Here is a 19,017-nt window from a genome sequence, read left to right on the forward strand (position 1 = left end):
ACGCTAGACTTGCCTGACCTGCATCAACGTCACGACGCTTGAAACTCCCAGAATCGACCACATCTAATGAGGTATCTGGCAGGTTTCTTCATTCAGGATGTTTTATAGGTCCGGCCTGCTCAAAAGGAAGGTGACCCATGCGTATAGATCGTTTAACCAGCAAATTGCAGTTAGCTCTATCCGACGCCCAATCTCTGGCCGTCGGCCTTGACCACCCCGGCATTGAGCCGGCGCATTTGATGCAAGCCATGCTTGAACAGCAGGGTGGTTCGATCAAACCCCTGCTGATGCAGGTCGGTTTCGACGTCAACAGCTTGCGTAAAGAGCTGACCAAAGAGCTCGACCAACTACCGAAAATCCAGAACCCGACCGGCGACGTGAACATGTCGCAGGACTTGGCGCGCCTGCTCAACCAGGCCGATCGCCTGGCCCAGCAAAAGGGTGATCAGTTCATCTCCAGCGAATTGGTGCTGCTCGCCGCGATGGACGAGAACAGCAAACTCGGCAAGTTGCTGCTCGACCAGGGCGTCAGCAAAAAAGCTTTGGAAAATGCGATCAACAACCTGCGCGGCGGTGAGGCTGTCAACGATGCCAACCACGAAGAATCGCGCCAGGCGCTGGATAAGTACACCGTCGACCTGACCAAGCGTGCCGAAGAAGGCAAGCTCGATCCGGTGATCGGCCGTGACGACGAAATTCGCCGGACCATTCAGGTCCTGCAACGGCGCACCAAGAACAACCCGGTGCTGATCGGCGAACCTGGCGTGGGTAAAACCGCCATCGCCGAAGGCCTGGCCCAGCGCATCATCAACGGTGAAGTGCCGGATGGTCTCAAGGGCAAGCGCCTGTTGTCCCTGGACATGGGGTCGCTGATTGCCGGCGCCAAGTACCGCGGCGAGTTCGAAGAGCGCCTCAAATCTCTGCTCAATGAGCTGTCGAAGCAGGAAGGGCAGATCATTCTGTTCATCGACGAACTGCACACCATGGTTGGCGCCGGTAAAGGCGAAGGCTCGATGGACGCGGGCAACATGCTCAAGCCTGCGTTGGCTCGCGGCGAACTGCACTGCGTCGGCGCGACCACGCTCAACGAGTACCGCCAATATATAGAGAAGGATGCGGCCCTTGAGCGGCGCTTCCAGAAAGTCTTGGTGGACGAGCCGAGCGAAGAGGACACCATCGCGATTCTGCGTGGCCTCAAAGAACGTTATGAGGTCCACCACAAAGTGGCGATCACCGACGGCGCCATCATCGCCGCGGCCAAACTCAGCCATCGCTACATCACGGACCGTCAATTGCCGGACAAGGCCATCGACCTGATCGACGAAGCCGCCAGCCGTATCCGCATGGAGATCGATTCCAAGCCGGAAGTACTGGATCGTCTGGAGCGCCGTCTGATTCAGCTGAAGGTGGAATCCCAGGCGCTGAAAAAAGAAAGTGACGAAGCGGCGATCAAGCGCCTGGAAAAACTCCAGGAGGAAATCGTTCGTCTTGAGCGTGAATATTCGGACCTCGAAGAAATCTGGAACTCGGAAAAAGCCGAAGTTCAGGGTTCTGCGCAGATCCAGCAAAAAATCGAACAGTCCCGTCAGGAACTGGAAGCCGCACGCCGTAAAGGCGACCTGAACCGCATGGCCGAGTTGCAATACGGGGTCATCCCGGACCTGGAGCGCAGCCTGCAAATGGTCGATCAGCATGGCAAAAGCGAAAACCAGTTACTGCGCAGCAAGGTGACTGAGGAAGAAATCGCAGAAGTCGTCTCGAAGTGGACCGGCATACCGGTGTCGAAAATGCTCGAAGGCGAGCGCGACAAACTGATGAAGATGGAAAGCCTGTTGCACCAGCGCGTGATCGGTCAGGACGAAGCGGTGATCGCGGTTTCCAACGCGGTGCGGCGCTCGCGAGCCGGGTTGTCCGACCCGAATCGCCCGAGCGGTTCGTTCATGTTCCTCGGCCCGACCGGGGTGGGTAAAACCGAGCTGTGCAAGGCGCTGGCCGAATTCCTCTTTGATACTGAAGAGGCGATGGTACGGATCGACATGTCCGAGTTCATGGAGAAACATTCCGTGGCCCGACTGATCGGCGCGCCACCGGGCTACGTGGGCTATGAAGAGGGCGGTTACCTGACCGAGGCGGTGCGTCGCAAGCCTTACTCGGTGATCCTCCTGGACGAGGTCGAGAAGGCCCACCCGGATGTCTTCAACATCTTGCTGCAAGTGCTGGAAGATGGCCGCCTGACCGACAGCCATGGCCGCACGGTGGATTTCAAGAACACCGTGATCGTCATGACGTCCAACCTGGGTTCGGTGCAGATCCAGGAACTGGTCGGCGATCGTGAAGCGCAGCGTGCGGCGGTAATGGATGCGATTTCCACGCACTTCCGGCCGGAGTTCATCAACCGGGTTGACGAAGTGGTGATCTTCGAGCCATTGGCGCGGGATCAGATCGCGGGCATTACCGAGATCCAGTTGGGTCGTCTGCGCAGTCGCCTGACTGAGCGCGAGCTGAAACTGGAGCTGAGTCCAGAGGCCATGGACAAGCTGATCGCGGTGGGTTACGACCCGGTGTACGGCGCACGGCCGCTCAAGCGAGCGATTCAGCGCTGGATCGAGAACCCGTTGGCGCAGCTGATTCTGTCCGGTCGTTTCATGCCCGGCGATACGGCTATCGGTACGGTGGAAAACGACGAAATCGTATTTGCCTGACCCGCAACAGCAGTGAAATAAACAAGGCCTCGCATCGCGAGGCCTTTTTTTCGTCAGGTTGTTGAACTGAAAGGAAAAGGCTTGTAAAGTGCGCCCCGCAGTAAGTCACCCGGAAGGGTTTCTGCTCCCCAAGCAGGAATCTGAAATAAGTTGCAAATCATTAACTTGAATGCAATTTAAGGGGTTGACAGAGGTGCTTAAGATTGTAGAATAGCGCGCCTCAGACACACGAACGCAGCGATGCGAACGGGTCGAAGAGGTGAAGCAAGCTTCACAGTTGTAAATTGAAATGTGTAGTTCCGTGATAGCTCAGTCGGTAGAGCAAATGACTGTTAATCATTGGGTCCCAGGTTCGAGTCCTGGTCACGGAGCCAATTTCAAACCGGGGTATAGCGCAGTCCGGTAGCGCGCCTGCTTTGGGAGCAGGATGTCAGGAGTTCGAATCCCCTTACCCCGACCATTTTTGGGTCGTTAGCTCAGTTGGTAGAGCAGTTGGCTTTTAACCAATTGGTCGTAGGTTCGAATCCCACACGACCCACCATTTTTGAAACCAGTTAACGCTGGGATCAGATCTTAAGATCAGAGGCCAAAAGCCCTGATCGAAGAAGGCGACTTGTGAAGGTCGCCTTTTTTTTACCGGGGTATAGCGCAGTCCGGTAGCGCGCCTGCTTTGGGAGCAGGATGTCAGGAGTTCGAATCCCCTTACCCCGACCATACTAAAAATCCTCGTATCGAAAGATACGGGGATTTTTTTGTCTGCGAAAAAACAACACTTCAGTCATCGTATAACTTAACGTTCGCGACAGCGAGATGGCTGTGGAGACGCAATGGCTGCCGAGTATTCGCGGCGGTGATGAGATCCGCGAGATCATGCTGCGCATCCTCACCATTTCTCTGCGCATGGCCCTGGATCAGGATCAGAAGAGCATTCCTGTGTATCGCGGCCAGATGGATACCCGCGACAAAGAACTGAGCGAGAAGATTGCGGCCTACGACAAGTTGGTCAACCGTCGAAGGCAAGGCGTTGTATGACCAGCTCAAAACCACGTTTGCGGCATACCGCGCTGGCATTTCCCAATCGTTCTCCCTGGCCGAACAGGGACGCCGTGACGAACTGACCAAACTGCTGCTGATAGACATGAAAACCGTGGTCGATGGCTCCGGTAAACAGCTCAATGACCTGGCGGACCTGTTCGCCAAACAAGTCGCCGCCGAAAGCCAGAAATCCGAGGCGCACTACGAAGCATCGCGAATGATCGTCAGCGAGGCGTTGCAGACCATCACTGAGTCGGTTCACCAGATCCACGAACGTAACCTGGTAATCGCCAGCGCCGCTGAAGAACAGGCGCAAGTGGCGCGGGAAGTCGATCGCAACCTGGTGAACATCCGCGACCTGTCGGTGCGCTCCGCTGCCGGTGCGGATCAGACCAGTGCCTCAAGCCATGAGCTTTCACAGCTGGCCAATTCGTTGCGCACCATGGTGCAGCGCTTCCAGGTGTAAAACCGCCAGACAAAAAAAACCGCGCGTCCCGAAGGAAAAGCGCGGTTTTGTTTTTGGAAGCTTAGGCGCCGTCTTGGTCTTTCAAGTGTTCGAACAGGCCTTTTGGCATTTTCTTGCCGTTGGCTTCGTAGTTGGCTTTCACGTTATCGAATGCTTCTTGCTCGTCGATGAAGCCGTCATGGTTGGTGTCGATCTTGTCGAAGTTGGACTTCGGCGCGACTTTCTGGAATTCGGCGCGGGATACCTTGCCGTCGCCATCCGTATCGGTCTTCGCCATCGACGCATCGCCACACTTGCCTTCGCCGCATTTGCCCTCAGGGGTTTTCACCACTTGTTCAGCCGAGGCCAGCAGGTAGCCCTGAGTCAATGGCTGCGAAGCGAATACGGCACCGGACAACATCATGCCACCCGCCAGAACAGCGCCGAGTAGGCCAATAGTGTTTTTGGTAGTACGGGACATTTCAATACTCCTGGGTTGCACGACACAACCGTTCGATAAAGGACGCCACGTGAGTGCGGCGATAACCGTAGCGGGCGAGTTGCCTTGCTCGGATGTGGCCATTTAAAGGGCGGTGTGTATCGCTACTGTGTCGCGCAAGGGAGGCGTTTGTAAGCGAAGGGGGGAAATCGCGGGGGAGATACAGTGAGACACACAGATGCCAGATAGTGGGACCGAGGTGCCTCATTCGCGGGCAAGCCTCGCTCCTACAGGTCGGTGGTGACCTTGTAGGAGCGGGGCTTGCCCGCGAAGAGGCCCTAATGAACGCTGAAGATCTTAATGTAGCTTCAACCGCGGCTCAGTCCCGCGCCCGATCTTGCTGCCCAGCATCAGCATCGCCGTGCGAAACGCGCCATACAGCGCCACCTGGTGCATGCGATACAGCGACACGTAAAACATCCGCGCCAGCCAGCCCTCAAGCATCACGCTACCCGTCAGGTTGCCCATCAAGTTACCCACAGCCGAAAAACGCGACAGCGAGATCAGCGAGCCGTAGTCGGTGTATTTGTACTCCGGCAAGGTCTTGCCTTCGATCCGCAGTTTCAGCGATTTGGCCAGCAATGAAGCCTGCTGATGCGCCGCCTGCGCACGCGGCGGTACGTTGCGATCGGTGCCCGGTTGCGGGCAGGCCGCGCAGTCACCGAAGGCGAAGATGTTCTCGTCGCGGGTGGTTTGCAGGGTCGGCAGCACTTGCAGCTGGTTGATGCGGCTGGTTTCCAGGCCATCGATGTCCTTGAGGAAACCCGGTGCACGAATGCCGGCGGCCCAGACTTTCAGGCTCGCGTTGATCACTTTGCCGTCGGCGGTGATCAAGCTGTCGGCGGTCACTTCGCTGACCGCTGCATTGGTCATCACATTGACCCCGAGTTTCTCCAGGGTTTTATGCACAGGCCCGCCGATGCGTTCCGGCAGGGCTGGCAGCACCCGTGGTCCGGCTTCGATCAGGGTGATGTGCATGTTCTCCGGTTTGATCCGGTCAAGACCATAGGCCGCCAGCTCGTGTGCGGCGTTGTGCAGCTCTGCGGCCAGCTCAACCCCGGTGGCACCCGCGCCAACGATGGCGACGCTGATCTGCTCGACCTTGTCGGTCTGTCCGGCATGGGCGCGCAAGTAGTGATTGAGCAGTTGCTGATGGAAACGCTCAGCCTGCTTGCGCGTGTCGAGGAACAGGCAATGCTGCGCCGCGCCTTGAGTGCCGAAATCATTGGTGGTGCTGCCGACGGCAATCACCAGCGAGTCGTAAGCCACTTCACGCGCCGGGACCAGTTCCAGGCCGGCTTCGTCGTAGGTGGCGGCCAGCTGGATTTTCTTCTGTGTGCGATCGAGCCCGCTCATGCGCCCCAGCTGGAACTCGAAGTGGTTCCATTTCGCCTGGGCAACATAATTGAGTTCGTCTTCGGAAGAGTTCAGCGACCCGGCCGCCACTTCGTGCAACAACGGCTTCCAGATATGGGTCAGGTTCGCGTCGACCAGCATCACACTGGCTGTGCCACGTTTGCCCAGAGTCTTACCCAGACGGGTAGCCAACTCCAGACCGCCGGCGCCGCCGCCAACGATGACAATACGATGAGTCATAGGGATATCTCGCAAGGCTAAAAGAAATCGGTGCAATTACCCGAGCGAGCGCGATGCAGCTCATAGCGTCAGGTAACTGATAAAGCGGCTCAACAGGCCTAAACCAATGGTCACTGCCAACACCACCACCAGGAGCATCCACGGCCGGAAAGGCCGGCGCTCGACTCGGTGCTGGGACAGGTGCAGGTACTCTTCGACATGCTTCTGGTCGTCGGGGTTCAGGCGGCTGGTCATATTGGGCCTCGTCAGGTAGACGTTGCTGAATGTGTAGAAGCTACAGGCTGATTTAACGAACGTTGAACGGAGCATAGCCGCTGGCTGGAACAGGCTCGACGCTCACCGGATCGTCCAGGCGAATGATTCCACCTTGTAACACTCGTGCAGTGATTCCGCCATGTCCGCGAACGGCCTGAAACGTCCCGGCGCCGAGGTTCTTCTGAAGGCGTGCGCACGGCTGGCACCAGCCGGTGGTTTCGAAAATCGCCTGGCCGATGCGGAAACGACGACCCTTGAGGCTGAACAGGTTGATACCGCTGATAACGAGGTTGCGCCGCAAATCATTAGGCAAGACCGGTTTGTCGTCGGCACGGCCCATCAGTGAACTGATCACCGCTAGATGCTCCCACTGAATCAACGTCACCTGCCGCGCATTACGTACACCGGGGCGGGCTCGATCGCCGGTCAGGCCGGCTTCAAGTCGCGCCTCCACGGCGTCAAGTTCGATCATCGGCACGTGAGGTTCCGGGCGCACGCCGATCCAGCGCACGCGGCCCATTTGCGGAACTTCGGCGATTAATTCTTGCAACGGGCTCACAGGCTGATCCCGACGTCGAAGACGATGCTGCGGCCGAGGTTATTGCGCAGGAAATCCGGGGCGTCCGGGTGGGCGAACAGCACACGGGCGAACGTCGGGCCGACCAGCGACAGCGAACGCCAGCCCTGGCGCAGGTATTCGGTCGGCGGTGGGAAATGGCTGTTGAGGTCCAGCACTTCGCGCTTGAGGCTGGCGAAGGCGATGATGTCCAGCTCCCCCAGGTCCATGCCGCGTTCTTTGTAGTTGTGGGCTTTTTTGCGCAAGGTCGGCGCCAGTCTCAGCAGAAACTCATTGGCCGGAATGCGCCGGGGCTTGGCCTCGCGACGCACGAGCTGGCTCAGGGAAAACGCGCTGCGCCGGCGTTGCAGCTCATCGCGCCATTCGTCGTTGAGGCGCCGGCCTTCGTCGAGGACGAAGAACACCTCGAAACTGGCGTCCCGAAACAGCACGTCCGGCGGTTCCCCGGCGGGGGCGAATTCGTCGGCGCGATAGGGAATGTTCAGGCCTTGCAGCAGGCGCTGGCAGACCCAACGCTCACGCTCCCATTTGCGGGCATTGGACAGGAACGCGTTGGCTTGCTCGGCCGCGATGGTCAGCAGGCGTAAATAATCTGAGTCATCCATAGGCCCAAGCTTAGCGTTCAAATGCGATCGCAAAGAAGTCAGTTTATCGGAGAAGGTCAGATCTGCCGGATCTGCGGTGCGTTATCACCGCGACAATCCTCATCCCTCGCCCGGTTCAGGGCAACGCACAAAACGGATAGCGATCTGCGCAAAGCGGATATTGCCCCGTGCCTGGCGCCTCTACCCTCGGCTGTACGGACGTTCGCCGCATTACCGACGTTCTAGAAAAACAACAACAAGAGATAAATGCCATGCGCAAGATTGACGTACATGAGGTTATCGACAACGCACGATTCAACCGCTTCCACTGGAGGGTGCTGTTCTGGTGTGCCCTGATCATCATCTTCGACGGTTACGATTTGGTGATCTACGGCGTGGTGTTGCCGATGCTGATGAAAGAGTGGGGGCTCAGTCCCTTGCAAGCGGGCGCACTGGGCAGTTATGCACTGTTCGGCATGATGTTCGGGGCGCTGTTTTTCGGTCCGTTGTCGGACAAGATCGGCCGCAAAAAAGCCATCACGATCTGCGTGATGCTGTTCAGCGGTTTCACCGTGCTCAATGGTTTTGCCCGTAACCCCACCGAGTTTGGCCTCTGCCGGTTCATTGCCGGTCTTGGCATTGGCGGGGTGATGCCTAATGTCGTGGCGCTGATGAACGAGTACGCACCGAAGAAAATCCGCAGCACGCTGGTGGCGATCATGTTCAGCGGCTACTCGGTGGGCGGCATGCTCTCGGCGGGGCTCGGTATCGTGCTGATCCCGAGTTTTGGCTGGCAATCGGTGTTTTATGTGGCGGTGCTGCCGTTGCTGTTGTTGCCGTTGATCATGTACTTCCTGCCCGAGTCGGTGGGTTTCATGCTGCGTCAGGGACGCAATGAAGAGGCGCGCAACATTCTGGAACGGATTGATCCGGCTTACGTCGCACACGCCAGCGATCAGTTGCACATGAGCGAAGTGAAGGGCACTGGCACCCCGGTGCTGCAACTGTTCCGCGAGGGGCGTGCGCTGCGCACGCTGATGCTGTGGCTGGCGTTCTTCTGCTGCCTGCTGATGGTCTACGCCTTGAGTTCCTGGCTGCCAAAACTGATGGCCAACGCCGGTTACAGCCTGGGCTCGAGTTTGTCGTTCCTGCTGGTGCTCAACTTCGGTGCCATTTTCGGCGCAGTCGGCGGCGGTGTGCTGGGGGACAAACTCAATCTGCCGCGGGTGTTGGCGGTGTTCTTCGCCGGTGCCGCCGTATCGATCACCTTGCTGGGGTTCAACAGCCCGATGCCGCTGTTGTACCTGCTGATCGCCATTGCCGGGGCCACCACCATCGGCTCGCAGATCCTGTTGTACGCCTGCGCCGCGCAGTTCTACTCCATGACCATTCGCTCCACCGGTTTGGGCTGGGCGTCGGGCATCGGGCGCAACGGCGCCATTGTCGGTCCGCTGCTGGGTGGTGCGTTGCTGGGGATCAGCCTGCCGCTGCAACTTAATTTCATGGCGTTTGCCTTGCCCGGTGCGGTGGCCGCGATTGCCATGACCGTGTTCGCCATCAGCAGTCGGCGCAGTGCAAAACATAAATTACCGGGCTTGCACGGATCGCCTGGCGGGGCTGTCGGCGACATTTCATGAAAACGTTATTCCAGGACTTTTCCCTGTCTGCGGCAGTCGCCGGATTTATCGCCACGGTGATTTCCTACGCAGGCCCATTGGTAATCATCTTTCAGGCCGCCGAGACCGCGCACCTCTCGCGGGAGGTGTTGTCGTCCTGGGTCTGGGCGATCTCCATCGGCAGCGCTGTGCTCGGCATCGGTCTGAGCCTGCGTTACCGCGTCCCGGTGATCATCGCTTGGTCTGCGCCGGGTTCGGCGTTGCTGGTGGCGCTGTTTCCGGGAATCTCCATGCCGGAGGCGGTGGGTGCTTATCTGGTCAGCAGCCTGATTATCTTTCTGATCGGGGTATCGGGGGCCTTTGACCGGATCATCAGCAAACTGCCCGCGGCCATTGCGGCGGCGATGCTGGCGGGAATTCTGTTCAGCTTCGGCACCGGGTTATTCGTCTCGTTGCAGGGCAAGCCGCTGCTGGTGCTGGCGATGTTCGCCACGTACCTGATCTGCAAGCGGCTGATGCCGCGTTATGCGGTGCTGATGGTGTTGCTGGTGGGCTGCTCCATCGCCTTTCTCACCGGTGATTTGCACCGCGAAGCGCTGGTGATCGGCTTGGCCACGCCGGTGTGGATCACACCCGTGTTCAGCTTGAGCGCGACACTGAACATCGCCTTGCCGCTGGTGATGGTGGCGCTGACCGGCCAGTTTGTTCCCGGCATGGCGGTGCTGCGTGCCAGCGGATATCAAACGCCGGCCAGCCCGATCATCGCCAGCAGCGCATTGGGCACGGCGCTGTTGGCTCCGTTTGGTTGTCACGGGCTGAACCTGGCGGCAATCACCGCGGCGATTTGTACCGGGTGCGAAGACCATGAAGATTCCGGCAAACGCTATGTGGGCGGGGTGGTGGGCGGGCTGTGTTACCTGGTGCTGGGGATCTTCGGCGCCACCCCGGTTTCACTGTTTTCGGCGTTCCCTAAAGAACTGATTGCCGCCCTGGCCGGGCTGGCGCTGTTCGCCGCGATTGCCGGGGCGTTAGCCGGCGCAATGGCTGTGCCGAGTGATCGCGAAGCCGCGTTGGTGACCTTTCTGGCCACCGCATCGGGCATGTCGTTGTTTGGTTTGTCCGCCGCTTTTTGGGGGCTGATTTTCGGCATGGTCACCCACGTGTTGTTAAACGCCCGTCGTCCCGTTCCTCGCAGCGAATCCGCTGCGGCTGAAGCACTTCAACCTGTCGATCAATAAAAACAAGAGAAAACACGATGAAACAGATTCTTCCAACAACCGGTTCAGTGTTGTCCATGGCTGTCGTCTCGAGTTTCTCCGCCGGTGTGATAGCGGCCGAGGGCGGCTTCATCGAAGACACCACGGCTACTTTGCAAGCGCGCAATTACTACTTCAGCCGGGACTTTTCCGACATCGTCGGCGCTAACAAACAGTCGAAGGCTGAAGAGTGGGCACAGGGCTTCATTCTCAACGTCAAATCCGGTTACACCCAAGGGCCCGTCGGTTTTGGCGTGGATGTCATCGGCCTGCTCGGCCTCAAACTCGACAGCAGCCCGGACCGGGTCAATACCGGATTGCTGCCGGTGCAGGATGACGGGCGCGCGGCGAATGATTACAGCCGACTGGAGGGCGCGTTGAAGGTGCGTTACTCCAAAACCGAACTGAAGGTGGGTGAGCTGCAACCCAATCTGCCGGTACTGGCTTTCAGCGATATCCGGCTGCTGCCGCCCAGCTATCAGGGCGCAAGCGTCAGCTCGAACGAGATCAATGGCCTGACGGTGCAGGGCGGTCACTTGAGTTCGACCAGCCTGCGCAACGAGGCCGGCGACGAAAAGATGCAAGCGATGCTCGGTCATGTGCCGCAGCGTCAGGTCAGCAGTGATGGCTTCAACTTTGCCGGCGCCGATTACGCGTTCAACGCTAAACGCAGCTCGGTCAGCGCCTGGTTCGGGCAACTGGAAGATATCTACAACCAACGCTTTCTCGGCCTCAAGCACAGCCAGCCGCTGGGCAACTGGACCCTGGGCGCCAACCTTGGTTATTACGATTCGCGCGAAGACGGCAAAAAGTTGCTGGGCAACATCGACAACCAGGCGTTCTTCTCCTTGCTGTCGGCCAAGCGCGGCGGCCACACGTTTTATCTCGGCTATCAGGGCATGTTCGGCGACAGCGCCTTCCCGCGAGTCTTTGCCAACATCTCACCGCTGGGCAACGAGGTGCCGACCTACGAGTTTGCCTACACCGACGAGCGTTCCTGGCAGGCCCGTTACGACTACGATTTCGCCGCCCTCGGCCTGCCGGGACTGACCAGCACCGTGCGCTACATCAGCGGGAGCAATGTCGACACCGGCCAAGGGTTCGAGGGCAAGGACCGCGAGCGTGATCTCGATCTCGGCTATGTGCTGCAGAGTGGCAGCCTCAAAGGCCTCGGGATTCGCGTGCGCAACGTGATGGCGCGCTCCAACTACCGCAGCGATATCGACGAGAACCGTCTGATCCTCAGCTATACGTGGACGCTGCTATGAAGTGCAGATCACAGGCTGCTGACGCAGTTACCCATCACTTGATACGTCACGCGGTGAGTCTGGCCCTGATGATCGATGTAGACCATGGTCGCTGGCACGACGTCGCAGGCGGTGGCGGTGTCTGTCACTGAAACCACTTCGGCGATGTCCAGCGGCTGTGCCGGGTTGTAGCGGGTGGCCGCTGGCTCGTTGTCGGCGGCCATGGCCGAGGTGGCGACAACGGTCAGAAACAGGCTGATCAAGGTTCTCATTTTTGTGGGCTCGGTGTTGATTCTGATGTTTTGAAGTTTAGTCTTTGCCCGCGCCCGATAAAGAGGCCAGCTCCTGATTCAGCCTTACGAAAAACGTAGCAATCGCCGCCTCTTTTTGATCGGGGGGCATATCCGTTTCAGCGGTAACGGCCGCTTAGGGTTCCGCCCTGACGGCGGGTCACTTGGAAATACGGAATGCCGCCCAACCCCAAGTAACCAAGGGCTCTTGCCCCTTTCGTTCGGCCCTGAGCCTAGGCGAGGCACCGAATGGAGGGGCAGAAGCGCTTTGGTTACTTTACCGCCAGCAGCCGTTACCGCAGAAATGGATATGTACCCAACCAGGGAGCCCCCCCCGAAGTCGAAGCGCATCCAAAGCCCGGTGTAGACTGAGAACTTGTCCTCTTTCGACCAAGACAAAGGAGTGCGCCTCACCATGATCGGCGCCGAGTTACTGTCACCTGAAACCCTCACGGCGGGCTGGTTGATCTACGTCCCGGTGCTGATCTGGGCGGTTGCGCGAGCACCGTGGGTCGAACTGTTCAGCGACAGGCGCCGCCAGCATCTGCTGTTCGGCACGGTGTTCGCGCTGTTCATGCTCTGGCTGGTGCGACGCGACTTCGATACCGGCGTGTCCTACCACTTTATCGGCATGACCGCCGTGACCCTGTTGCTCGACTGGCCGCTGGCAATTGTCGGCGGGCTGGTCGCGCAAGCGGGATTGGTAGCGCTCGGGCGCCAGGATCTGCTGGCGATGGGGGTCAACGGCGCGCTGTTCATTCTGCTGCCGGTGCTGGTCACCGAGTGCTGCGCGATCCTGGTGGAGCGAGCGCAGCCGCGTAATCCCTTCGTGTACATCTTTGTTTCCGGTTTCTTTGCCGCTGCCCTCTCGGCGTTGTTCTGCCTGGTGTTGGCGCTGACGTTGCTCTGGTTTGACGAACGTTTTGCCATGCCCTATTGGCTTGAGGATTTTGTCGGTTATCTGTGGCTGATCATTTTTCCGGAGGCTTTCATCAACGGAATGATTGTCAGCGCGCTGGTGGTGTTCAGTCCGGAATGGCTGGAGACCTTTAATCGCACACGCTACCTTTCAGCGCCCTGGAAAGACGACGATCCCAACTCTTGATCCACGTCAAATGCAAAAGCCGCTCACGAATCCATGCTCCGCAAAACCTTCAGGAGCATCGAGATGAGTGTCTACGAATGGGCAAGGCAGGAGTTGCGTCAGAGTCTGGATGGCGCGCAGGAAGTGGGGTTTGATCCGGGATTGAGCTTGCGCGCCTTGCTCAGTGCAGTGGTGCAGCAGAGCAAGGCCGTGCGCAGTGCCGAAGACCTGGCCGACGAGTTGCGTTTTCTTGCGGAAAACCTCGATGAAGGCCAGGACTACGGCTTTATGCGGCCCTGAGGGTCAGTGGCGCGGTTCGAAGTCTTCGCTGAACAGGTCGTCTTCGGCATCCGGGCTGACCGGGATCTTGTGTTCTTCCGACGCCCAGGCGCCCAGGTCAATGAGTTTGCAACGGTCCGAACAGAATGGCCGGAACGTGCTCTCGGCGCTCCATTCAACAGGGGCGCCGCAAGTTGGGCATTCGACGGTTGGGGTTTGGCTCATGACTGGCCTCCACGCAAAGTAAGGTAAAAGTGATGCAGGCGTTCGACCTCGCTGTGCAGCCAGGCGAGGTCGCGGTCGTTGACCACCACATCGTCGGCGTGGCTCACACGGTCCTGGCGGCTGGATTGCGCCTTGAGGATCGCCTGGACCTGTTGCTCGCTGGTTTGGTCACGCTGCAAGGTGCGTTCGATCTGTAGCTGTTCCGGGGCATCGATCACCAGGACCCGTTGGGTCATGGCGTACTGCCCGGACTCGATCAACAGCGGCGAAACCAGAATCGCGTAAGGCGATTGTGCCTTGGCCAGATGATCGGTGATTTCCTTGGCGATCAGCGGATGCAGCAACGCTTCGAGCCAGCGGCGCTCCTCCGGCACTTCGAAGATCAGCTTGCGTAGCGCTGCGCGATCCAGTTGCCCGTCGGCTTGCAGCACGCCGGGGCCGAAATGTTCGGCGATCGTTGCCAGTGCCGGGCGACCCGGTTCCACCACCCAGCGCGCCGCATGATCGGCGTCCACTGCGTGCACACCCAGGTCGATGAAGTGCTGGGCCGCCGCGCTTTTGCCGCTGCCGATGCCGCCGGTCAGGCCGAGAATCCAGGGTTTTTCCACAGGGGTATTCATTTCAAACCGACAAACTGCCAATAGAAGCCGGTTATTTGACCACCCCAGAGCAAGGCAATCCAGCCGGCAATCGCCAGAAAGGGTCCAAAGGGGATCGGTGTCGAGGTTTTTGCGTTGCGCAGGCGCAGCAAAATCACCCCGATGATGGCCCCCACGAGCGATGACAAGAGGAGGGTCAGCGGCAACATCTGCCAGCCGCCCCAGGCCCCGAGCATGGCCAGCAGCTTGAAATCGCCGTGGCCGATGCCGTCCTTGCCGGTGAGCAGCTTGAACAGCCAGAACACTGACCACAACGTCATGTAACCGGCCACCGCGCCCCACAGTGCGTCATGCAATGACACGAACAGCCCGAAACTGTTGACGATCAACCCCAGCCACAGCAGCGGCAGCACCAGCACATCCGGCAGCAGCTGGTGCTCGGCGTCGATCAGACTCATCGCCAGCAAACCCCAGGTCAGCACCAGCACCATGCAGGCTTGCCAGCCGAAACCGAAATGCCAGGCGATAAACGCCGAGAGCAGACCACAGGCCAGTTCGGTCAGCGGATAGCGCTTGCTGATCGGCACGGCGCAGTTCGAGCACCGACCGCGTAAAAACAGATAGCTGAGCAGCGGAATGTTTTCCCAGGCGCGGATTCGATGGTCGCAATGCGGGCACTGGGAATGAGGCAGCATCAGGTTGTAGGCCGGGCCCGGCGCTTCGGGCGGTACGCCCAATACGTCATGGGCTTGCAGCCGCCATTCGCGGTGGAGCATTTTCGGCAGGCGCCAGACCACCACGTTGAGAAAACTGCCCATCAGCAGGCCGAGCGCGAATGCGATGACCACGAAGACCAGCGGATAGAGGGTCAGGATGTCGTTCAAGGGCATGTCAGATCGCTGCGCCGAGTTGGAAGATGGGCAGGTACATCGCAACAACGAGGCCACCGACAATAACACCCAGCACCACCATGATGAACGGCTCCATCAGGCTGGTGAGGTTGTCGACCATATTGTCCACTTCATCCTCGTAGAAGCTCGCGACCTTATCGAGCATGTCGTCCAGTGCACCGGATTCTTCGCCAATGGCCGTCAGCTGGATCGCCATGCTGGGAAAGATGCCGGAGGTGCGCATTGAGAAGTTCAGCTGCATACCGGTCGACACGTCCTGCTTGATGCGCAGCACCGCACGCTTGAACACGATGTTGCCGGTTGCGCCAGCCACCGATTCCAGGGCCTCGACCAGTGGCACGCCGGCGGCGAACGTGGTCGACAGGGTACGGGCGTAACGGGCCACGGCAGACTTGTACATCAACGTGCCGATCAGCGGCAGCTTCAGCAGCCAGGTGTCCATCCGGTCCCGAAAGGCCTGGGATGTTTTGATGGCGTGGCGCATGCCGAAGATGGCGGCGATCAACACGCCAAGCATCATCCACCACCATGCCTGCATGAACTCCGACAAGCCGATGACCATCACGGTGAAGGCCGGCAATTCGGCGCCAAAGCCCTTGAACACCGACTCGAACTGCGGCACCACCTTGACCAGCAGAATCCCGGTCACAATGATCGCCACGAAGACCACTGCCAACGGGTAAGTCATGGCTTTCTTGATCTTGGCCTTGAGGCTTTCGCTCTTTTCCTTATAGGTCGCCACCCGTTCGAGCAGGGTGTCCAGAGCGCCGGCCTGCTCACCCGCGTCCACCAGGTTGCAGTACAACTCATCGAAATACTGCGGCTTTTTGCGCAAGGACGCGGCGAAGCTGTTGCCCGCCGCGACTTCCTGTTTCACCTCGTCCACCAGCTTGCGCATGGCCGGGTTATCGAAGCCTTCGCCGATGATGTCGAACGACTGTAGCAGTGGCACACCGGCTTTCATCATGGTCGCCATCTGCCGGGTAAACAGGGCAATTTCCTGAGTTTTGATGCGTTTGCCGAAGCTGAAAATCGACACGGACTTCTTGCGCACCTTGCCTGGGTTGATCCCCTGCTTGCGCAATTGAGCCTTGATCAGCGCCGGGTTGAGTCCGCTCAACTCGCCGGCCATTGCAGAGCCTTTCCTGTCCGTGCCTTCCCAGGTGTAGACGCTGATTTTTGCTGCTTTGACCGCCATGTTCAGTCCTTGGTAACCCGGTTGATTTCTTCAAGGCTGGTGACGCCTTGCATGGCCTTGATCAAGCCCGAGGTGCGCAAGTCATTAAAATTGTCTTTGCGCATCTGGATGTCGATTTCCAGTGAGTTGCCTTCGGCCATGATCAGCCGCTGCAGGTCCGGCGTGTTCTTCACCACTTCATAAATCCCCAGTCGCCCTTTGTAACCGCCGTTGCACTGATCGCAACCGACCGGCTCATAGATTGTGAAAGAACCGATGCGTTCCTCGGGGAAGCCTTCCTTGATCAGCGCTTCGCGGGGAATATCGATGGGTGTCTTGCAGTGGTTGCACAGTTTGCGCGCCAGGCGCTGGGCAATGATCAAGGTGACCGACGTCGCAATGTTGAAGCCCTGAATGCCCATGTTGTGCAAGCGGGTCAGGGTTTGCGCGGCGCTGTTGGTGTGCAGGGTGGAAAGCACCATGTGCCCGGTCTGGGCAGCCTTGATGGCGATCTCGGCGGTTTCGAGGTCGCGGATTTCACCGACCATGATCACGTCCGGGTCCTGACGCAAAAACGAGCGCAACGCCTGGGCGAAATCCAGCCCTTGCTTGGGATTGACGTTAACCTGGTTGATGCCTTCCATGTTGATTTCCACCGGGTCTTCGGCGGTGGAGATGTTGATGTCCACGGTGTTGAGGATATTCAGCCCGGTGTAGAGCGACACGGTCTTGCCCGAACCGGTCGGCCCGGTGACCAGGATCATGCCCTGTGGCTGCTTCAGTGCGGCCATGTACAAGGCTTTCTGTTCAGGCTCGTAGCCGAGGGCGTCGATGCCCATTTGCGCGCTGGACGGGTCGAGGATCCGGATCACCACTTTCTCGCCCCACAGGGTCGGCAGGGTGTTGACCCGGAAGTCGATGGACTTGGTCTTGGACAAGCGCATCTTGATCCGCCCGTCCTGGGGTTTGCGCCGCTCGGAGATGTCGAGGCTGGCCATGACTTTCAGTCGCGCCGCAATGCGGTTGGCCAGTTGGCTCGGCGGCTTGGCGACTTCGCGCAGCATGCCGTCGGTGCGCATCCGCACCCGGTAGGTTTTTTCGTAAGGCTCGAAATGCAGGTCGGAGGAACCGCTCTTGATCGCATCGAGCAACATCTTGTGGACGAAGCGCACCACCGGCGCGTCATCGGCATCCTGGCCGGCAATGGCGTCCTTTTTGTTGTCATCGACCGACTCGATGTCCAGCCCATCAAGGTCAACATCAGCCATGTCTTCCAGGCCGGTGGATTGGCTGTCGAAGAATTTATCGATGGCATCGCTGAGTTTATCGTCCTCCACCAGAATGGCTTCGGTGCTCAGCCCGGTGCTGAACTGGATGTCGTTGATGGCTTGATGATTGGTCGGGTCGGAAACGCCCACGAACAGCTTGTTTCCGCGTCGCCAGAGGGGCAGGGCGTAGTGCTGACGAATCAGTTTCTCGCTGACCAGCCCTCGGGGTTGGGTTTCCTTGTCCAGGCAATTGAGGTCAAGCAGCGCCATGCCGAAATGCTCCGAGGCAATCTCGGCAACCTGTCGGCTCTTTACCAGTTTGTTCTGCACCAGGTAACTGACCAGGGAGATTTTGCTGCGTTGGGCTTGCTGATACGCCTGTAGCGCGCTTTGTTCAGTGAGCAGTTCGGCCAGGACCAATTGCTTGGCCAGACCGCTAAGGGCGATGTCATTCATTGGGATACCGGACGCAGACAGTTCATGACTTATAGCCTAGTCAAGGAGCTGAGCCAAACCAGCGGCCGCCAGGTGACAAATAGTGTCAGATAGTGCGGATCCGGGGGGTAGGAAAGGTCTGTGCCTTGGCTTCGCGCCCGGCCAACAGGGGGTGGGGCGCTTGGCACGGGCTGTGCTGAAGCTCATTCAGATCATGAGATTTCGACTCATGCATGGAGCCTGTCTATGAATACTCAAAAAGGTTTTACCCTGATCGAACTGCTGATCGTCGTGGCGATCATCGGGATCCTGGCGACGTTTGCGTTGCCGATGTACTCCAAATATCAAGCGAAGGCCAAAGTCACGGCGGGACTGGCCGAGATTTCTGCGTTGAAAGTGCCATTTGAAGAACTCATGAATAACGGGACAAGCCCGGCGAATGTGGCGGCAATTGGTGGGGTTAGCCCAACGTCAAACTGCACGCTGACAGCGTCCGGTACAGCCGCTGATGGCGCAGGGACCATTGTTTGTACGATCGTTAACGCGCCTGCACCGGTTTTAGGCAAGACGATCACGCTGACACGCTCGACGACGGGCTGGGCTTGCACCAGCACTGCTCAGCAAGACTTCTTGCCTAAAGGCTGCACTGGTGCGGCATAACGCTCAACAAATCTCTTGAAAGCCAAAGCCCTGCCCTAAAAAGCGTAATGCTGTTCACTTAAGCGCGGGCACTCATTTGTGGCGAGGGGATTCAGCGAAACGTCGCACCGCCCCGTTCGGCTGCGAAGCAGTCGTAAATCCACACAACTCGGTCTGTCTGAACGGGCGCAGGGGGCCGCTTCGCAGCCGAACGGGGCGGTGCGACGTTTCGATGAATCCCCTCGCCACAGGTTCTCGCTCGACTGATGATTGTCTTAAGTGAACAGCATTAGCCCTA

18 protein-coding genes, 4 tRNA genes and 1 pseudogene are annotated in these 19,017 nt (G+C 58.8%); 12 read left to right on the plus strand and 11 right to left on the minus strand.

The window, feature by feature from the left end; translation table 11 throughout:
- Window positions 1-137: 137 nt before the first annotated feature.
- The 6 genes and pseudogenes from clpB to EYC95_RS19145 all read left to right on the plus strand — a co-directional run.
- Window positions 138-2,702: an ATP-dependent chaperone ClpB gene (clpB, locus tag EYC95_RS19120; RefSeq protein WP_131061753.1), complete on the plus strand. Its 2,565-nt coding sequence runs from the start codon at window positions 138-140 to the stop codon at window positions 2,700-2,702.
- Window positions 2,703-3,000: 298 nt separating this feature from the next.
- Window positions 3,001-3,076 (plus strand) — tRNA-Asn (locus EYC95_RS19125).
- 9 nt (window positions 3,077-3,085) lie between these two features.
- A tRNA-Pro gene (locus EYC95_RS19130) sits at window positions 3,086-3,162 on the plus strand.
- A 5-nt stretch (window positions 3,163-3,167) separates the two neighbouring features.
- Window positions 3,168-3,243, plus strand: a tRNA-Lys gene (locus EYC95_RS19135).
- Between the two features lie 96 nt (window positions 3,244-3,339).
- A tRNA-Pro gene (locus EYC95_RS19140) sits at window positions 3,340-3,416 on the plus strand.
- 78 nt (window positions 3,417-3,494) lie between these two features.
- A pseudogene (locus EYC95_RS19145) lies at window positions 3,495-4,203 on the plus strand (MCP four helix bundle domain-containing protein); the annotation flags it as partial.
- A 61-nt stretch (window positions 4,204-4,264) separates the two neighbouring features.
- Here EYC95_RS19145 and EYC95_RS19150 read toward each other — a convergent pair.
- From EYC95_RS19150 to EYC95_RS19170, 5 genes are all read right to left on the minus strand, one after another.
- Window positions 4,265-4,663 (minus strand): EF-hand domain-containing protein, encoded by a 399-nt coding sequence (locus EYC95_RS19150; protein WP_123367792.1) that lies wholly within the window; start codon window positions 4,661-4,663, stop codon window positions 4,265-4,267.
- Between the two features lie 315 nt (window positions 4,664-4,978).
- Complete coding sequence (locus EYC95_RS19155) at window positions 4,979-6,277, minus strand: NAD(P)/FAD-dependent oxidoreductase (RefSeq protein ID WP_131061754.1); 1,299 nt, start codon at window positions 6,275-6,277, stop codon at window positions 4,979-4,981.
- Between the two features lie 60 nt (window positions 6,278-6,337).
- Window positions 6,338-6,511 carry a DUF3094 domain-containing protein gene (locus EYC95_RS19160; RefSeq protein ID WP_008028730.1) on the minus strand — a complete coding sequence of 58 codons (174 nt, stop codon included), beginning with the start codon at window positions 6,509-6,511 and terminating at the stop codon, window positions 6,338-6,340.
- Window positions 6,512-6,563: 52 nt separating this feature from the next.
- A complete protein-coding gene (locus tag EYC95_RS19165) occupies window positions 6,564-7,091 on the minus strand; it encodes an MOSC domain-containing protein (protein ID WP_131061755.1) in 528 nt (175 codons plus the stop codon).
- Window positions 7,088-7,714: a DUF1780 domain-containing protein gene (locus tag EYC95_RS19170; RefSeq protein WP_109634930.1), complete on the minus strand. Its 627-nt coding sequence runs from the start codon at window positions 7,712-7,714 to the stop codon at window positions 7,088-7,090. Before EYC95_RS19170 ends, EYC95_RS19165 begins: the two co-directional genes overlap by 4 nt.
- 251 nt (window positions 7,715-7,965) lie before the next feature.
- Between EYC95_RS19170 and EYC95_RS19175 the strand changes: the two genes are divergently transcribed.
- From EYC95_RS19175 to EYC95_RS19185, 3 genes are read left to right on the plus strand one after another with little or no spacing between them, the layout of a single operon-like run.
- Entirely contained in the window at window positions 7,966-9,330 is a 1,365-nt protein-coding gene (locus tag EYC95_RS19175) for an aromatic acid/H+ symport family MFS transporter (RefSeq protein ID WP_131061756.1), read from the plus strand.
- Window positions 9,327-10,547 carry a benzoate/H(+) symporter BenE family transporter gene (locus EYC95_RS19180; protein ID WP_131061757.1) on the plus strand — a complete coding sequence of 407 codons (1,221 nt, stop codon included), beginning with the start codon at window positions 9,327-9,329 and terminating at the stop codon, window positions 10,545-10,547. Before EYC95_RS19175 ends, EYC95_RS19180 begins: the two co-directional genes overlap by 4 nt.
- Window positions 10,548-10,564: 17 nt before the next feature.
- Window positions 10,565-11,833 carry an OprD family porin gene (locus EYC95_RS19185; RefSeq protein WP_131061758.1) on the plus strand — a complete coding sequence of 423 codons (1,269 nt, stop codon included), beginning with the start codon at window positions 10,565-10,567 and terminating at the stop codon, window positions 11,831-11,833.
- A gap of 8 nt (window positions 11,834-11,841) precedes the next feature.
- Here EYC95_RS19185 and EYC95_RS19190 read toward each other — a convergent pair whose 3' ends face one another.
- On the minus strand, window positions 11,842-12,084 hold the full coding sequence (locus EYC95_RS19190) for a DUF2790 domain-containing protein (protein ID WP_131061759.1): 243 nt from the start codon (window positions 12,082-12,084) through the stop codon (window positions 11,842-11,844).
- Window positions 12,085-12,517: 433 nt separating this feature from the next.
- Between EYC95_RS19190 and EYC95_RS19195 the strand changes: the two genes are divergently transcribed.
- Together EYC95_RS19195 and EYC95_RS19200 are read left to right on the plus strand one after the other, a co-directional pair.
- Window positions 12,518-13,207, plus strand: a complete 690-nt coding sequence (locus EYC95_RS19195) for an energy-coupling factor ABC transporter permease (protein WP_131061801.1) — start codon at window positions 12,518-12,520, stop codon at window positions 13,205-13,207.
- Between the two features lie 63 nt (window positions 13,208-13,270).
- The gene (locus tag EYC95_RS19200; protein WP_131061760.1) at window positions 13,271-13,486 is read left to right on the plus strand and encodes a hypothetical protein; all 216 of its coding nucleotides are present in this window, start codon (window positions 13,271-13,273) and stop codon (window positions 13,484-13,486) included.
- Between the two features lie 3 nt (window positions 13,487-13,489).
- Here EYC95_RS19200 and yacG read toward each other — a convergent pair whose 3' ends face one another.
- Genes yacG through pilB form a run of 5 tightly spaced genes read right to left on the minus strand, consistent with a single transcriptional unit; the run spans window position 13,490 to window position 18,101 of the window.
- Complete coding sequence (gene yacG / locus EYC95_RS19205; protein WP_131061761.1) at window positions 13,490-13,690, minus strand: DNA gyrase inhibitor YacG; 201 nt, start codon at window positions 13,688-13,690, stop codon at window positions 13,490-13,492.
- Window positions 13,687-14,310, minus strand: a complete 624-nt coding sequence (gene coaE, locus EYC95_RS19210) for a dephospho-CoA kinase (RefSeq protein WP_131061762.1) — start codon at window positions 14,308-14,310, stop codon at window positions 13,687-13,689. Before coaE ends, yacG begins: the two co-directional genes overlap by 4 nt.
- A complete protein-coding gene (locus EYC95_RS19215) occupies window positions 14,307-15,179 on the minus strand; it encodes an A24 family peptidase (protein WP_131061763.1) in 873 nt (290 codons plus the stop codon). Before EYC95_RS19215 ends, coaE begins: the two co-directional genes overlap by 4 nt.
- Before the next feature lies 1 nt (window position 15,180).
- On the minus strand, window positions 15,181-16,398 hold the full coding sequence (locus EYC95_RS19220) for a type II secretion system F family protein (protein WP_131061764.1): 1,218 nt from the start codon (window positions 16,396-16,398) through the stop codon (window positions 15,181-15,183).
- Window positions 16,399-16,400: 2 nt separating this feature from the next.
- Window positions 16,401-18,101 (minus strand): type IV-A pilus assembly ATPase PilB, encoded by a 1,701-nt coding sequence (pilB, locus tag EYC95_RS19225; RefSeq protein ID WP_131061765.1) that lies wholly within the window; start codon window positions 18,099-18,101, stop codon window positions 16,401-16,403.
- Between the two features lie 225 nt (window positions 18,102-18,326).
- Between pilB and EYC95_RS19230 the strand changes: the two genes are divergently transcribed.
- A complete protein-coding gene (locus tag EYC95_RS19230) occupies window positions 18,327-18,740 on the plus strand; it encodes a pilin (RefSeq protein ID WP_131061766.1) in 414 nt (137 codons plus the stop codon).
- The last annotated feature ends 277 nt before the right edge of the window (window positions 18,741-19,017 follow it).

It is taken from the genome of Pseudomonas sp. BGI-2, from assembly GCF_004310295.1.
In the GTDB taxonomy this organism is placed as follows: Bacteria; Pseudomonadota; Gammaproteobacteria; order Pseudomonadales; family Pseudomonadaceae; genus Aquipseudomonas.

Coding starts and splice junctions, on each gene's coding strand:
- clpB (WP_131061753.1), top strand. CDS start 138: ATGCGTATAGATCGTTTAACCAGCAAATTGCAGTTAGCTCTATCCGAC.
- EYC95_RS19150 (WP_123367792.1), bottom strand. CDS start 4,663: ATGTCCCGTACTACCAAAAACACTATTGGCCTACTCGGCGCTGTTCTG.
- EYC95_RS19155 (WP_131061754.1), bottom strand. CDS start 6,277: ATGACTCATCGTATTGTCATCGTTGGCGGCGGCGCCGGCGGTCTGGAG.
- EYC95_RS19160 (WP_008028730.1), bottom strand. CDS start 6,511: ATGACCAGCCGCCTGAACCCCGACGACCAGAAGCATGTCGAAGAGTAC.
- EYC95_RS19170 (WP_109634930.1), bottom strand. CDS start 7,714: ATGGATGACTCAGATTATTTACGCCTGCTGACCATCGCGGCCGAGCAA.
- EYC95_RS19175 (WP_131061756.1), top strand. CDS start 7,966: ATGCGCAAGATTGACGTACATGAGGTTATCGACAACGCACGATTCAAC.
- EYC95_RS19180 (WP_131061757.1), top strand. CDS start 9,327: ATGAAAACGTTATTCCAGGACTTTTCCCTGTCTGCGGCAGTCGCCGGA.
- EYC95_RS19185 (WP_131061758.1), top strand. CDS start 10,565: ATGAAACAGATTCTTCCAACAACCGGTTCAGTGTTGTCCATGGCTGTC.
- EYC95_RS19190 (WP_131061759.1), bottom strand. CDS start 12,084: ATGAGAACCTTGATCAGCCTGTTTCTGACCGTTGTCGCCACCTCGGCC.
- EYC95_RS19195 (WP_131061801.1), top strand. CDS start 12,518: ATGATCGGCGCCGAGTTACTGTCACCTGAAACCCTCACGGCGGGCTGG.
- EYC95_RS19200 (WP_131061760.1), top strand. CDS start 13,271: ATGAGTGTCTACGAATGGGCAAGGCAGGAGTTGCGTCAGAGTCTGGAT.
- yacG (WP_131061761.1), bottom strand. CDS start 13,690: ATGAGCCAAACCCCAACCGTCGAATGCCCAACTTGCGGCGCCCCTGTT.
- coaE (WP_131061762.1), bottom strand. CDS start 14,310: ATGAATACCCCTGTGGAAAAACCCTGGATTCTCGGCCTGACCGGCGGC.
- EYC95_RS19215 (WP_131061763.1), bottom strand. CDS start 15,179: ATGCCCTTGAACGACATCCTGACCCTCTATCCGCTGGTCTTCGTGGTC.
- EYC95_RS19220 (WP_131061764.1), bottom strand. CDS start 16,398: ATGGCGGTCAAAGCAGCAAAAATCAGCGTCTACACCTGGGAAGGCACG.
- pilB (WP_131061765.1), bottom strand. CDS start 18,101: ATGAATGACATCGCCCTTAGCGGTCTGGCCAAGCAATTGGTCCTGGCC.
- EYC95_RS19230 (WP_131061766.1), top strand. CDS start 18,327: ATGAATACTCAAAAAGGTTTTACCCTGATCGAACTGCTGATCGTCGTG.